Below are 13,857 nucleotides of genomic sequence, written 5' to 3'. Positions count from 1 at the left end.
CTAAAAGGCATGAGTCCGGTACAGTGCCGAATTCATGCCTTTTAGTATTTTTCGATTGGTGAGGAGTGCTCTTTCATTTATCCAAAACACCTTCTCATAAAAACAGTAAGATTCATCAAGTATAAAAGGAAGATCCATCATTCTCGCCAATCAGGAAAGCGTTTTATAATAGTGTTTGTAGGCTAGTGCCGCAGAGATCACGTCTCGATAGCCGGTGCTTCGAACTTGATAGTAGTCTTTAAGATTAAAATCTAACAACTTGGAGGTGAACGGGATATGAGCGTTAGAACATTGGAAGTGAAACAAGGTGTCGGAACGGTGAAGGTTAGTAAGAATAGGTGGAAACTGTTTCTCACAAACTTAGATCTCTACGTTTTGCTTATTCCTGGACTATTATTTTTACTATTATTCAAATATACGCCCATGTATGGAATTATCATTGCGTTCATGGATTTCAACATTTTCGATGGGTTTACGGGAAGTAAATGGGTTGGTTTGGCGCAATTCGAGAAATTACTCCATTCGGAAGAATTTATGCAAGTATTTATCAACACACTCTTAATCAGTTTGTACAAGCTTGTGCTTCTCTTTCCAGTTCCGATTATTATCGCGCTATTGCTGAATGAAGTACGTAGGAGCTGGTTCAAGCGTTCGATTCAAACTATTATTTTTCTGCCGCATTTCTTGTCTTGGGTTATTATTTCCGGACTGTTCATTACCATACTCTCCCCAAGCGGAGGTTTGGTCAACAATGTGATTGAGTTTTTGGGTGGTACACCGATATCGTTCTTTCTTGATAATCACTATTTCCGAAGCGTGCTGGTGTTTACCGCAGGTTGGAAGGAATCTGGATGGAACGCGATTATCTTTATTGCGGCGATTGCCGGCATTGAGCAAGAGCAATATGAAGCAGCATCCATTGATGGGGCTGGGCGAATTCGCCAGATGATGCACATTACCCTGCCGGGTATCGTGCCTACAATCATCCTGATTCTTGTCTTGCGTCTTGGATACTTACTCGAAGCAGGTACAGAACAAATTTTGACCATGTATAATTCCGTAGTTTATCAATCTGGTGATGTTATTGGGACTTATGTTTATCGAATAGGTCTAGGACAGCAAGACTATAGTTTTAGTACAGCAGTGGGTTTGTTCAATTCAGTTATTGGATTTCTCTTGATCGTGTTGGGTAATGAGCTCAGCAAAAAAGTGGTCAAGCGAAGCATTTGGTAGGAGGTGCAGCTATGAAAAAGAAAACAATTGGCGATTGGTCCTTAGATATATGCGTATATGCTGCGCTGTTATTGTCTAGCGTGCTTACGCTATTGCCGATGCTTAACGTTCTATCTAAAGCATTAAGTGATGAATCAGCAGTTATCTCGGGTAAGGTAGGCATTCTGCCTGTAGGATTTCAACTAGAAACGATGAAATATGTTGTATCTTCAAGTCAGTTTTTACATTCAATCTCGGTATCCCTTATTGTCATGGTTTTGGGGACGGTGCTTTCCATTACGTTGACGGCTTTGACGGCTTATCCTTTATCTAAGAAGCATCTACCCGGAATTCCATTTGTTTTGATCATGTTCATTTTTACGATGTTGTTTAATGGTGGCATCATTCCGAATTACATACTTATGAAGGAACTCCACCTCATCAATAGTTTGTGGTCCTTAATGTTGCCTGCACTGATCAGCGTGTTTAATCTACTGGTAATTAAGAGCTACTATGAATCTTTACCTGAAGCGTTAGAGGAGTCAGCCAAAATGGATGGCGCCCGCAATTTTACGATTCTTTTCCGTATCATTCTTCCGCTTAGTACGCCGGTTATTGCCACAATCGCGCTATTCTATACGGTGTATTTCTGGAATGACTACTTTCATCCTATGCTGTATATTTCGAAAGCAAGTTTGAAACCATTGCAATTATATCTAAGGGATATTGTCATGGATGCAGATAGCTCGACTGCCCTGAATAGCAGTGTGGACGATATAATGAAGATTTCGCCTGAAGGTATACGATCGGCGACAGTTATTGCTTCTATTATTCCGATGCTGCTCGTCTATCCGTTTCTCCAAAAGCATTTCGTCAAAGGTGTTCTGATTGGCTCAGTGAAAGGCTAGAACTTGCGTTAATGCCAACTACGGCTTAATGATATTATTACACAATGAACTAGGGAGGGTTTTTGTATGTTGAAAAAAAACAAAAAGATGATGCTCGTTTCGCTTACAGCTTGTTTGTCAGCTTCATCGCTCGTTGCTTGTTCCTCAGGTGGGACCAGCTCAAGTAGCACCACGTCACCAGCAGCATCAGCTGCACCGACTGCAGCGGCTGTAAAGCCGGAACTAAAGTCTCTGCAAATTTGGCAAAAGGATGATTATAATACATACCCAGTTGCTACATATTTGGAAAAAGCTACGGGTTATAAAGTTCAGTATGATATGCTTCCACAGGATAAACCCCAAGATAAGCTGAATATTCTGATCGCTTCAGGAGAGCCGTACGATGCGGTGACTATAACAGGAACCACAGATTTTAAAGCGCTTTATTCCGATTATGCGAAAAAGGGGGCATTAGTCGATCTTGGACCGCTAATTGATAAATACGGGCCGAACATTAAAGCTGTCATTGATCCTGAAGCTTTAGAAGCTGCCAAGGTAGATGGGAAGCTATATGCCATTCCAACGAAAAGCACCAAGACTGTTAATACAGATTTATACATTCGGCAGGATTGGTTGGATAAAGTCGGACTGAAAATGCCGACAACACTTGATGAACTTGTTACAGTTCTGAAAGCGTTTAAAGAAAAAGATCCAGGCGGGAATGGCGATGGGAATATTCCTTTAACCGTCGGTGGTGATTCATCCTTTATTCCAAATATTGTTGGTGCTTTCGGCATGCCGAATTTCTGGAATGATGTGAATGGTAAATTAACACCTCGTGTGTTGGATCCCGCCTTCAAGGATTATGCAGCGTTTGTAGCTGATTTATTTAAACAAGGCTTAATTGATAAAGAATTTGCTGCCAATAAGGCAGCAACTACGAAAGAGAAATTTACAAGCGGTAAAGCAGGTATCCTTATGATGAACTGGTCGGATGTCCCTACGATTGCTGATGCATTAACGAAAAATATCCCAACTGCGAAAGCAACGTTTATCCCTGCAGTGAAAGGTAAAGATGGTAAAACGGGCCTATCTGCTTCAAAAGGCTTTGACCGTATTACTTTCATCCCAAAAGCATCCAAACATCCGGAAGATTCGATTAAATGGATGAATGCGAAGCTGGAGAAAGATACGTTTAGAACGATGGCTATTGGGGAAGAAAATAAACATTACACGCTCAAAGATGGTGCATATTCACCGATCCAACCGATATTTACTGATGAGCGGAATCAAGCGAATAACTTCTTAACGGGAACGGACGATAAGAACTACCCAATTTATTGGCAGGCACGTGTACGTAAGGATATGCGTCTGTACGATGCCTGGAATTCATTGAATGGATTAGCGCCTGAACCTACCAAAGTAACTGATCTTCTAGGTTACGCACCATATATGGTGGAATTCTCCAAGAACTTTCAAAGTCTAAATACGCAATCTAACGATTACACAACCAAGTTAATTTTTGGTGCTGAGCCGTTTACGGGGATTGATGCATTCATTGCCAAATTCAAATCAGCAGGCGGAGACGCTAGCTACAAAGAAGTCAATGACTGGTATGCAACTGTGAAAAAGTAAGTAATTCATCATTATTTTACAATAAGAGGAGAACTTGCTTGCACGACTGACGTAGGATCTCCTCTTGTCTGTGTTTTCATCTATATAGACGATAGTTATTCAACGATCTTATTGGGCCATGCCTAAACAAATAAGATAATTACTTCATGAAAGGGGAGAGAATGCCGCAAAATAGATTTGTTTGTTATTGCGAAAAATGTCAGCGCTTTCAATAATTCGCAAGCAAGGACCTTGTTTGGCGTACGAAGCTTCGCTGCCTTACTATCGGTGGGCAGTGAATAATCTTAAGGAGGTATATTCATGTTTACAATGACAAGAAAATTAGTCGGCCTGTTGGTAGTGCTTGCCATCATAATCATAGGTTTGTTACCCCGAACGGTTGGAGCAGCTCCAGCTACGATTCAGAATTACCCGATGCCATCCATCTATACCGCATCCAGTGTATTTTCATTGAAAGCGGATAACCAATCAATTCCTGTGATCAACTATAAGGATGACTATGACTACGCTCAATTTTCTTTTGCCGGCACGGTCAGTATTGAGGTTACTTCTAATGTGCCGATTACATCCTATTCCATCAGTCCAATGGCCAAGAACATCGAGGGGACTGTTAATGGGAACAAGCTAACGTTTACGCTTTCTTCCTCAACCTATGTGATCGTAAAAATCAATGACCAGACGAAGAGAATTGTCATCGCAGCAGATCCCTTGGAGACGAATATTCCCCCGTCCACAGGTGCCGGGATTTATAATGTGACCCAATCGCCATACAACGCTGATAATACGGGGACATCGATGGCATCGAACGCGATTCAGCAGGCTATCGATGCGGCCTATCAAGCTGGCGGTGGCATTGTATTCATTCCAGCCGGTGTCTATAAGAGCGGGAACCTGACTTTGAAAAGCAATGTGACCTTTTACCTGGCAGGAGGCGCTGTCATTGTCGGCACTGGCATGGGCGAAGACTATGGGATTGATTTTCGGAAGGATTCACGAAATGCGGATGGAACGTATTTTATTCGTACTGCCGTAAACTCCAGTGATATCACCATACGGGGACGGGGGACTATTGATGGAAAAGGCATAGCGATGCGAGAGCGAAAAATGCCAGCACCGAATAAAAATGAAGGATTATTGAATAACCTGTTGGTCCCGCTCGCAACCACAAATTTTACTTTTGATGGTTTAATATTGCGGGATGCCGGTTTCTGGTCGTTCATGGTTGTTCGTTCCGACAATGTTACAATAAAAAATCTCAAGGGATTCCAGGATTTATACAAAATCGAAAATGATGTTATCGATATAAACGAGAGTCAGAATGTGCTTGTTAAACATTCAATTGCCATATCGGATGATGACACTTATTCTACGAAAACCTGGTTGCAGACGGGAATGTCTAGCGGATGGCCTGGAGCGCTTGAACATTTGGAAAATGTAGTCTTTGATGACGCATTTGCATGGACAAGATGCGCGGCTTTCAAAATTGGCCAGGGGGTAGCCCAGGCGCAGATCGGGGTGACCGTCCGAAATTCATATGTGTATCAAAGCGCAAGGGCATTGCTGGTTGATCATGGTTACACAAATAATACGCTTCCGGAGGAAGGTTACGCTCAAAATATTACGTTTGAAAATATCGATATTGAACGAGTCGGTATCAATCAATTCGGGAATCATTGGCTTACAGTTTCTACTAGTACTTCCGGCAATGTAAACAATGTTGTATTAAAGAACATTAATCTTCGCGAGGTAGGATCTGAGCAATCCAGACTTTCCGGAAATGTCACCAAAGGCGGAATGGTTAACGGTGTCATGTTCTCAGATGTTTATGTGAAAGGCAAGCTCGCAACAAACCTAACTGACTTGAAAGTTAGCGTATTAAATGACAATGTAAGTGGCATCATGTTTGCCAATACCAAGCCGTTGTTTAGTGACAATTTCGAAGACGGAGATATGACGGGATGGACATCCGTTTCAGGTGACTGGACCGTACCGACAGTCGACAAGAATAAAATGCTGTCCAGCGGCAGTCAGACAACAACATCCCTTATTGTCGCCAATCCTGGCGGCTCATGGACGGATTACGCCTATGAAGCCAAAGTGGAAATGGGCATTACCAATGCCAATGCAGGCATTGTCTTCAGGGTTCAGGACGCTAATAATTATTATATGTATCGAATTAATTCATCCAATCAGAAGTTGGAGTTGTATAAATCCGTCAATGGACAAATGACGCTTGTAACGAGCACTCCTTTCGCAGCCATTGAGAAGCAGTCGTATACAGTTAAGGCGGTTATAGAGGGGAACAAAATTTCCTGTTATGTGGACGGAACATTAAAAATGGAATGGACCAATCCCGTAACGGAATTGACCACAGGTGGGATCGGATTCCGCACCACCTCGATGGTCGTCCATTTTGACGATGCCATTGTGTCCCCAATCATTCGATTGGACGATAATTTTGAAGATGGAAATATGACAGGATGGACGTCATCTTCAGGTTCATGGAGTGTGGTGACAGCGGGTACGAAAACCTTGTTCCAGAGTGCTTCGACTACTGGGCTTATTACAGCCGGTGATTCTTGGACGGACTATACATATGAGGGTAAAGTGAAAATGCCCATCACCAATGCGAATGCGGGCATCGTCTTCAGGGTGCAGAATGCGGATAATTATTATATGTATCGCATAAATGTATGGAATCAAAAATTGGAGTTGCATAAAGCTGTGAATGGACAACTGACCCTGGTATCCAGCACTCCTTTCACAGCTCAGGCGAACCAGTGGTATACGATCAAGGCTTCCATTCAAGGCAATACCATAAAAGGTTATGTGGATGGAGCTTTAAAGACGGAATGGACCAATCCTGTGACGGAATTGACAACAGGGAAAATCGGATTCAGAACCACCTCTGTAGATGTATCTTTTGATGACGCGTTGGTTCTGTCTTCTAACCAGTAACGTTCGGTGACCAAAAGGATCTGTCCCTAAAGCCATGAAACGGCTGAGAGGAACAGCTTTGTAATTTCTCATTGTCGAATAGCGGGCTATGGTGACTTAATCAAAGAACTTAGAGGAGACTTTTGTTTTCAAAAGTTTGTCAGATATATTTCAAAACTAATTTGTAATTTAAACAATTTACCCAGAAATCCATTTCAACACTTTATTTGTCATTATTATTTTCATGAAATGCCAGCAAACATTTGTGTTTGCTGGCTTTCCTCATTTCAATACCAATTTATCATCCAACAAATTTTGTTAAATAGGCGTTCACTCTATTTTTGGGTGAACGCCTATTTAATTTTGTGTGTATGGAGAGAGGAGGAGGAAGAAGTCCTTAGTCCGTATCCAACGAGGTGTGATGAAGCCGTTTTATTTTCTTATTTCAATAATTGAAGACGCGGAAGTATTGTCCTGTAGCTAAATCTTGTTACTGATTAGCGAAGAATACCACCATCATTCTTAACACACTCTTTATCACATATTTCAATTACTTATGCTGTAATCCAAAATGCGTTAAGATAGAGTAAATATTAATATTATTAGTGAGGTGTCTATGAATGAGTAAAAATAATACGAAATCTGCGGAGATTCGAAACTTGCATGACAAAGGAGTGCCTATTGCGGAAATTGCAAGAATTATGGGGATCAGATATCAATTTGCGTATAACATTGTTAATAAATATAAAAAAGCACCATTTATTAAAGGGGATTTAAAAGTGGGTGGCAAGAATCCCGTTAAACATGCCCGTAAGAAAAAGACAATAGGTACCCCGCATGTTTTCAAGAATGAACTACCAGATTGTACGGGGCATGATGGAATTAATTACTCTACAAGAATTATCTCATAAAGATTGGTACACTATTAAACAGTTTTTTGATCATCACTGCGCGTATTGTGGGATAACGGATACTGGAGACTCCCGCAATGGCTTGGTTCCCGATCATCTGATTGCAGCCGCGTAGAGCGGTGATTATGTAATTGGTAATGTTGTGCCAGCTTGTCACGATTGTAACGATCGGCGAGGGAAGAAACCCTGGAAGGAATGGTTAACAAAACATTTTCCAAAGATAGTAGAATTGCTAAAGTATTTCAGTATTTACAGGAGTACCCGTACACACCGTTGGAAAGACCACTAGATAGATTAGCAATAGAGGAGCAGGAAGATTTTAAGGCGATAATGAATGATTGGGAGAACTTATGGCAGCGTCAAAGAGAGTTGCGCGCCAAGATTGAACGACGGCGAGCTCTACAGGCAAATGGTAACCCAAATTGAAAATTTAGGGGGGAAAATGAATGACACTAATTATAGCAGCAAAAACGAAGGATTCTATCATGTTTGCTTCTGACACTATGCGCGTTGATATGGACGTTGAAGCTAAAATTATTAAGGATAAATGTTAAAAGAAAATAGACCATTAGACTGGAAAAATAAAGTATTAGAAAATATCAGGCCTGTTGATTAACCACAAAATGGTAGCAAAAGAGTCGTCAACTCGGTAAAATGTTTGTACCCCTACAAACAAACCGAAAGGTGACGACTCCATGAAAGAGTCTATCACGATTCCATCGATCCTTCAATCCATCCTACCATCGGAAGAAATAGCTCTCGTTGTCCAAGCGGTTGGTTACGTGGATACGGCTCGAAAATTCACGGTCTATCATTTGCTCCAATATTGGTGCGCCGCGGCAAGTGAAGAATGGTCTGGGTATCGTTTCGGTAACGGATCGGGCTGCCCGTAGCGGCTTGCCTAACGTTCATTATTCCTGTTTTTCAGGCAAAGCAGCAGATGTGCCGTTTGCTGTCTTTAAGGCGCTTTTTCATCTCATTGTCCGTAAATGCAGCCGGGAAACCAGGCGGAAGCTTCGCTTCCCCAAAGAATTGCTACTTATTGACTCCACCACCATGACCGTAGGGAAAACACGTTTGCCTTGGGCTCCCTATCATGGAGAACGTGCTGCGATTAAGTTGCATGTAGCCTTACAGGATCGAAATATGCAGCCGCTTAAAGTCACAGAAACGATTGGCTCCAAGCACGATGGGTTGGTATGCGAATCGTTAGAAAACACCGATTTTATTAGGGTCATGGATCGCGCTTATGGTAAACTGGAGCGTTTGGATCATTATAAAAAAGATGGACAATCCTTTGTGATTCGGCTTCGCGACAATGTTCATTTATAGAAACCACACGCACTGAGACGTCTTGTCGCGGAAGGTTCTTCTGTGATTCGCGATATCACTTGTCAACTGGGCACGCCTCAGTGTCGATCCGAGAAGCGTCACCGTGTAGTCATCTTCCGTGATTTTGAGGTTAGAGAAATTCGTGTCGTCACGGATTTCTTGGGAATAACGGCCGAACAAACAGCCCTGATTTACAAAGCGAGCTGGCAACTCTCATGACTTAATTTCAATGATATTATCATGACTTAGAGCTTTGCAACACAACCCGAATTTCTGTGAATTTATTCGTCAAGGTCATCCATCACGATTCTAAAAACATCTTACATCGCTTCGTGTTCATATCGTCAAACTTGGAACAAAGCAAACGATATGGCATGTACTTGAAATGATACGTTTGTATGCAACAAAGAGCTGGTCGAGTTCCTTAAGAGAGCTGCATAGGGGACCAAGTAAATTCAGCCTAGGCAAGCGGAAGAAAGGTCCGCCGGAGCCGCGGCAAGTTAAAGAGACACCCGGCGTGCAGATTCACCAACCGAAGAAGAGGAAAAGGTAAAGGTAAATAGAATTTCTGGAAATAAGCACCTACGCTTAGGTGGAGTTGTGTTTTAACTATGTCATGGAAAAACTTTGTGAATTTTCGCACGATGATTTACTAAGTTGATGATGTGCAAGGTCTGATGCAACGCTAGTGAGATAAACCCTTAAAACCGAGGGACGGGACACGATAGTTCAATATAAAGCCACAACGCAACTGCCGGCATGTATCGGCAGTTGCGTTGTGCTTCTACACGTACAACGGAGATGGCTTATTGGTTGGGCGTACGGAAAACGGCCAAACGTCCCGTTACTACAACGATGGGGCTGACGTCATCGCAGAGGGAAAAGTAAACGGTGCGAGTGTTTCCTACTTAGCCCGCTATATCCGCGACAAGGGTCTGGTATCGACGCAGCAGGCAAACGGGCAGCAGCTGTATTACATGCACAATGGACATGGGGATGTAACACAGCTTAGAGACGCAACGGGAGTCATTCAAGCCAGCTATACGCACGATATGTGGGGGAATGAGATTGCATCCTCGGGAACTGTACACAATCCGTTTCGGCATAGTGGTGAATATTGGGACGGCACGACTAAGCTGCAGAACCTGCGGGCTGGCTGATACAATCCATCGGTAGGAAGGTTTATGAATGAGGAAAAGTATTTAGCCTCGAAGCGTTTCTTGTGCGCGTGAACGGCGATAGCATGCGCTGCCAAGCCGATTTTTTTCTCACTAGTGAGTTGGATTAAACGGTTTGTTCATTTAAGTATCTTATCGTATATCCAACAAACTCGGAAAAATCCTTAACGAAGTCAATTTGCTCATGAGGGACTCCGGAATGCTTTATGGCTTCTTCCTGTATCGGTGAAAGAGATGTGGAGGGATATAATACCGTGAAAAGCGGTAAGGCAAAAGCGGTCGGCGTCAGTAATTTCAATACGGAACTTATGAAGCATGCGCATGATTATTTTGCAAAGCACAATATTCGACTGGCTTCCAACCAAATCGGATACAATTTGTTATACCGTTTTCCTGAAACGAATGGCATGCTTGCAGCATGCGAAGAACTCGAAGTTGCTCTTATTGCCATCCTCCCTCTGGCAGAAGGGGTGCTTACGGGTAAGTATAGGGTTGGAGGTGATCCCTATCCTTCCGCTATGCGTTCGATTGCTTTGGTCACACAACTTGATATATTCAAGGAAGGAGAACCTTCGCCGCTTATGCGGCGTCTCTTTACAAATCCATATATGCTGGCACGCGAAAAGCTTGAACCATTGCTTGAACTTATGCATGAAATCTCCAATAAGTATAATGCAACAATTTCTCAGGTAGCTCTCAACTGGCTCCTAGCAAGCAATCCACGAGTAATCCCGATTCCAGGTGAAAAAAATACAAGACAGGCAGCAGTCAATGCAGCCACAATAAATTGGAAACTGACCCGCAAAGAATTCAATAAACTAAGCCAGATCGAGAGAGCAATATGGACTTCACTTCCACGCTAGGGCGTGTATGCGAGACCGTCGATAAAGTCAGCGGAGCGATTGCTCGCTGCAAATGTTAAAAGATCCGCAGTATCACGCGAAGCACGAGCCGGTAAACGCCCATGGCGGAGGTGCGTGCATGCGTTTGGAAGGGTATCGATTCAAATGCTAGCTATTGGTTCTACGACTCAGACCGTAACGGGGACCTTGGTAATGTGGCAAACCGAGGACTACGCAACCTCGTTTCAATATTTGCGGTCAAGATGGTATGAACCAAGTGAGGACGGTTTATTAATGAGGATACGTATAAAGGGGATATCACGAATCCGCTGAGATTGAATTTGTATACGTATGTTCAAAATAATCCGTTGAAGTATGTGGATCCTAGTGGTAATAGACCAGCTTATATACATTACAAGGATGAAGGAAAATATTATTATATGTCATCCTTGGAGTTTTTTGATGGTATGTTAACTGCATTCGGGTACATACCATTCGGCTCAGCGATTGCCGAAGGTGCTAGAAGAGTACATGGTGAACTGTGAAATACAGAATTTAACTATATTGAATTGCGAAACTTAAATGAAAATGAACAATATTTCAGATCATCATAATTTGCAACAATTCTTGGTTCTGGGATCTTTATGATACTGAACGATATGGGAACTATAGAAGAAGTTGAAAACAATTGTGGTTCTACGATTAGAAGGAAAAGCATGCCTGATTTCAGGTTAGATGACCTTGGCTTTAGAACAGCATTTACAAAACATGAGAAAACGACATTGAGCGAGAGATAGAAAAATTACAATCCACAATAATCGTTAATAAGGAACTCATTATGGAGGCATATGGGGCTACTGTAGAAAGGGTTTTTATCAAGTAGTACTGGTGATACCATTCAGAGGTACCAATGCAAGCAAGCACTTTTGTCGGATGACAAGAACATAGTCCGAATCAAGTCCGCGTAAATCGCGGGCTTTTTAATTAATCGGATTAAGTTCTTGTCAATCGGCAATGTCAAGAACTTGATCCGATTGCCTATTTGTGACAAGAACATTATCCGATTGCCGACAAGATTTAAAGGGCGCGTTAAGCGAACTGGCAGAATAGTTCAAGATCATTCGCGGTGAACCGTATCACAGTACCAGAATTGCATGAAGCTACGTCCCGCTATAAGGAATTACTCTTTAGTCGCGATCGTAACCGTTAAAGTGTCTGAGCATTTCGATAAAAATAATAAGTTGTTCATCCTTCCAATTTGAAATGCGATCATAAAAGACGGATTCTTTCTCTTTTAGAGCTTCAATAGTCATTTGTCTTCCAAGCTCAGTCAGAGATAAAAGTACTCCACGACGATCATCAGGAGAAGTTTCACTTTTCACATAACCCAAGATTTTGAGTTGATTGACAAGTCGACTTACTGAGCTGCGATCCATAGCTGTTGATTCCGCTAAAATGGTGGCACTTGTAGGACCAAATGAGAAGAGCCAACGGATAAGTAGAAAAGCAGCAGGCTGTAATGTTGAATCGAATCGTTCTGCAGCTCTGACATTAAGTGCATGCGAGGCACTAATGAGTGCACTTATCTGTTCACCTAGCTTCAGTTCCAATCGTGCTCTCGGAGTGTAGTTGTATGGATCATAATCATCCATAGGGTTCACCTCAATTCATAGTATTTATGCCTACAACAAAATTAATTGACATATATCAATTAAAATTATATAGTTGATATATGTCAATTATATAATTGCATCTGTTGCATGTCAAAAGTTTGAGATGGGTATAATTATGTAAAGTGTTACCATCTGAACTGACCACGAATAACTATCGCAAAGGAGAATTATTATGACGGCTATTCCTATTGTTGTAATCACTGGCGCAACTAGTGGTTTGGGGCAATTAGTTGCAGTTGAATTAGCAAAGCGTGGTACTCATCTTGTATTGACAGCTAGGAGCAAGAATCGAGCTGAGATGACTAAGAAAATGTTAAAGGAGATTATGCCAAAATCAGAAGTAGACTTTTTTTACGGGGATTTATCCTTATTGGAAGATGTTAGACGAGTCGGAAATGAGATTACAGCTGCATATCCCAAAATAGATGTATTAGTTAATAATGCAGGACTGCATGCATTTGAACAGCGAATAACTTCCGAGGGTCTTGCAGAAATGATAGCAGTGAACTATTTGGCGCCATGGTTATTGTCGCATACATTACAGCATTCTTTAGTAAAATCAGGGAATGCCAGAATCGTTAATGTTGCATCAGAAGCTTCACGAAGACATGGTGAACTTAAGCTACCCGAGGATTTGACCAATACATCTACTTTTAATATCAGAGGTTCGTCTGAGCTTTATGGAAAAACCAAACTACTTGATATTATGTTTACTGCTGAACTTGCACGTCAATTGACTGGAACTGGAGTCTCTGTTAATGCACTAGATCCAGGGTTTAATGTAACAGGTCTCGGACGTGAACTCTGGTTTGCATCTATACTTGAGAGATTCTTGAAATTTTTGCGTATAGGAGATCCACGCAAAGGAGCTGACATTATTACTCGTTTAGCTTTAGAGCCGGAATATCATGAGGAGACTGGTGGGTATTTCAAAGTTGGAACTGGTAAGCCAATTACACCTGTATACCCTGGTGGAGATATCGCTATGCAAAAAAAACTGTGGAATACTACTGTAGAATTATTACAACAAAGAGGTTTCCTGCTTGAATAAATGACTTAATTTAAAGTCGCTTCGTCACATAAATTATACCATTGAATCTAGAGACTAAATCGAGATAACCATCGTTACCTAACCGTACTGGCAACAACAATCCAACGACCATTTTCCGAAACGATAGAGCTATTTAGCCATAGTAACTATCCTTTTTTTATAACATGTGCAATTGTTCTAAATTTTCAGGCTACGGCAA

General features: G+C 41.9%; 11 protein-coding genes and 1 pseudogene. 11 read left to right on the top strand and 1 reads right to left on the bottom strand.

Annotation, left to right across the window (positions count from 1 at the left end; genetic code table 11):
• Window positions 1–276 precede the first annotated feature (276 nt).
• The 10 genes and pseudogenes from ACFQ0C_RS19540 to ACFQ0C_RS19495 all read left to right on the top strand — a co-directional run.
• Window positions 277–1,233 (top strand): ABC transporter permease, encoded by a 957-nt coding sequence (locus ACFQ0C_RS19540; RefSeq protein ID WP_379368679.1) that lies wholly within the window; start codon window positions 277–279, stop codon window positions 1,231–1,233.
• 11 nt (window positions 1,234–1,244) lie between these two features.
• Complete coding sequence (locus ACFQ0C_RS19535; protein WP_379368678.1) at window positions 1,245–2,120, top strand: carbohydrate ABC transporter permease; 876 nt, start codon at window positions 1,245–1,247, stop codon at window positions 2,118–2,120.
• A gap of 66 nt (window positions 2,121–2,186) precedes the next feature.
• On the top strand, window positions 2,187–3,734 hold the full coding sequence (locus ACFQ0C_RS19530) for an extracellular solute-binding protein (protein WP_379368677.1): 1,548 nt from the start codon (window positions 2,187–2,189) through the stop codon (window positions 3,732–3,734).
• 300 nt (window positions 3,735–4,034) lie between these two features.
• Window positions 4,035–6,692, top strand: a complete 2,658-nt coding sequence (locus ACFQ0C_RS19525) for a 3-keto-alpha-glucoside-1,2-lyase-like domain-containing protein (RefSeq protein ID WP_379368676.1) — start codon at window positions 4,035–4,037, stop codon at window positions 6,690–6,692.
• Between the two features lie 599 nt (window positions 6,693–7,291).
• Window positions 7,292–7,582, top strand: a complete 291-nt coding sequence (locus tag ACFQ0C_RS19520; protein ID WP_379368675.1) for a hypothetical protein — start codon at window positions 7,292–7,294, stop codon at window positions 7,580–7,582.
• A 695-nt stretch (window positions 7,583–8,277) separates the two neighbouring features.
• A complete protein-coding gene (locus tag ACFQ0C_RS19515; protein ID WP_379368674.1) occupies window positions 8,278–8,475 on the top strand; it encodes a hypothetical protein in 198 nt (65 codons plus the stop codon).
• Window positions 8,426–8,914, top strand: coding sequence for a transposase (locus ACFQ0C_RS19510; protein ID WP_379368673.1), 489 nt, complete (start codon window positions 8,426–8,428; stop codon window positions 8,912–8,914). The genes ACFQ0C_RS19515 and ACFQ0C_RS19510 overlap by 50 nt, the downstream gene beginning before the upstream one ends.
• Before the next feature lie 809 nt (window positions 8,915–9,723).
• Window positions 9,724–10,074: an RHS repeat-associated core domain-containing protein gene (locus ACFQ0C_RS19505; RefSeq protein WP_379368672.1), complete on the top strand. Its 351-nt coding sequence runs from the start codon at window positions 9,724–9,726 to the stop codon at window positions 10,072–10,074.
• A gap of 272 nt (window positions 10,075–10,346) precedes the next feature.
• Window positions 10,347–10,955: an aldo/keto reductase gene (locus ACFQ0C_RS19500; RefSeq protein WP_379368671.1), complete on the top strand. Its 609-nt coding sequence runs from the start codon at window positions 10,347–10,349 to the stop codon at window positions 10,953–10,955.
• A gap of 207 nt (window positions 10,956–11,162) precedes the next feature.
• Window positions 11,163–11,329: pseudogene (locus ACFQ0C_RS19495) on the top strand (RHS repeat-associated core domain-containing protein); the annotation flags it as partial.
• 792 nt (window positions 11,330–12,121) lie between these two features.
• Here ACFQ0C_RS19495 and ACFQ0C_RS19490 read toward each other — a convergent pair.
• Window positions 12,122–12,586, bottom strand: a complete 465-nt coding sequence (locus tag ACFQ0C_RS19490) for a MarR family winged helix-turn-helix transcriptional regulator (RefSeq protein ID WP_379368670.1) — start codon at window positions 12,584–12,586, stop codon at window positions 12,122–12,124.
• Window positions 12,587–12,779: 193 nt separating this feature from the next.
• On the opposite strand from ACFQ0C_RS19490, the gene ACFQ0C_RS19485 reads away from it, so the two are divergent.
• On the top strand, window positions 12,780–13,658 hold the full coding sequence (locus tag ACFQ0C_RS19485) for an SDR family NAD(P)-dependent oxidoreductase (protein ID WP_379368669.1): 879 nt from the start codon (window positions 12,780–12,782) through the stop codon (window positions 13,656–13,658).
• Window positions 13,659–13,857: the final 199 nt, after the last annotated feature.

The organism is Paenibacillus sp. GCM10027630, assembly GCF_042676305.1.
GTDB lineage: Bacteria > Bacillota > Bacilli > Paenibacillales > NBRC-103111 > Paenibacillus_S.
Note: the sequence above shows the minus strand (reverse complement) of the source record. Positions and strands in the feature narration are given on the sequence as shown.

Excerpts from the sequence above, each read along its gene's own strand:
- ACFQ0C_RS19540 (WP_379368679.1), top strand. The coding sequence starts at position 277 with ATGAGCGTTAGAACATTGGAAGTGAAACAAGGTGTCGGAACGGTGAAG.
- ACFQ0C_RS19535 (WP_379368678.1), top strand. The coding sequence starts at position 1,245 with ATGAAAAAGAAAACAATTGGCGATTGGTCCTTAGATATATGCGTATAT.
- ACFQ0C_RS19530 (WP_379368677.1), top strand. The coding sequence starts at position 2,187 with ATGTTGAAAAAAAACAAAAAGATGATGCTCGTTTCGCTTACAGCTTGT.
- ACFQ0C_RS19525 (WP_379368676.1), top strand. The coding sequence starts at position 4,035 with ATGTTTACAATGACAAGAAAATTAGTCGGCCTGTTGGTAGTGCTTGCC.
- ACFQ0C_RS19520 (WP_379368675.1), top strand. The coding sequence starts at position 7,292 with ATGAGTAAAAATAATACGAAATCTGCGGAGATTCGAAACTTGCATGAC.
- ACFQ0C_RS19515 (WP_379368674.1), top strand. The coding sequence starts at position 8,278 with ATGAAAGAGTCTATCACGATTCCATCGATCCTTCAATCCATCCTACCA.
- ACFQ0C_RS19490 (WP_379368670.1), bottom strand. The coding sequence starts at position 12,586 with ATGGATGATTATGATCCATACAACTACACTCCGAGAGCACGATTGGAA.
- ACFQ0C_RS19485 (WP_379368669.1), top strand. The coding sequence starts at position 12,780 with ATGACGGCTATTCCTATTGTTGTAATCACTGGCGCAACTAGTGGTTTG.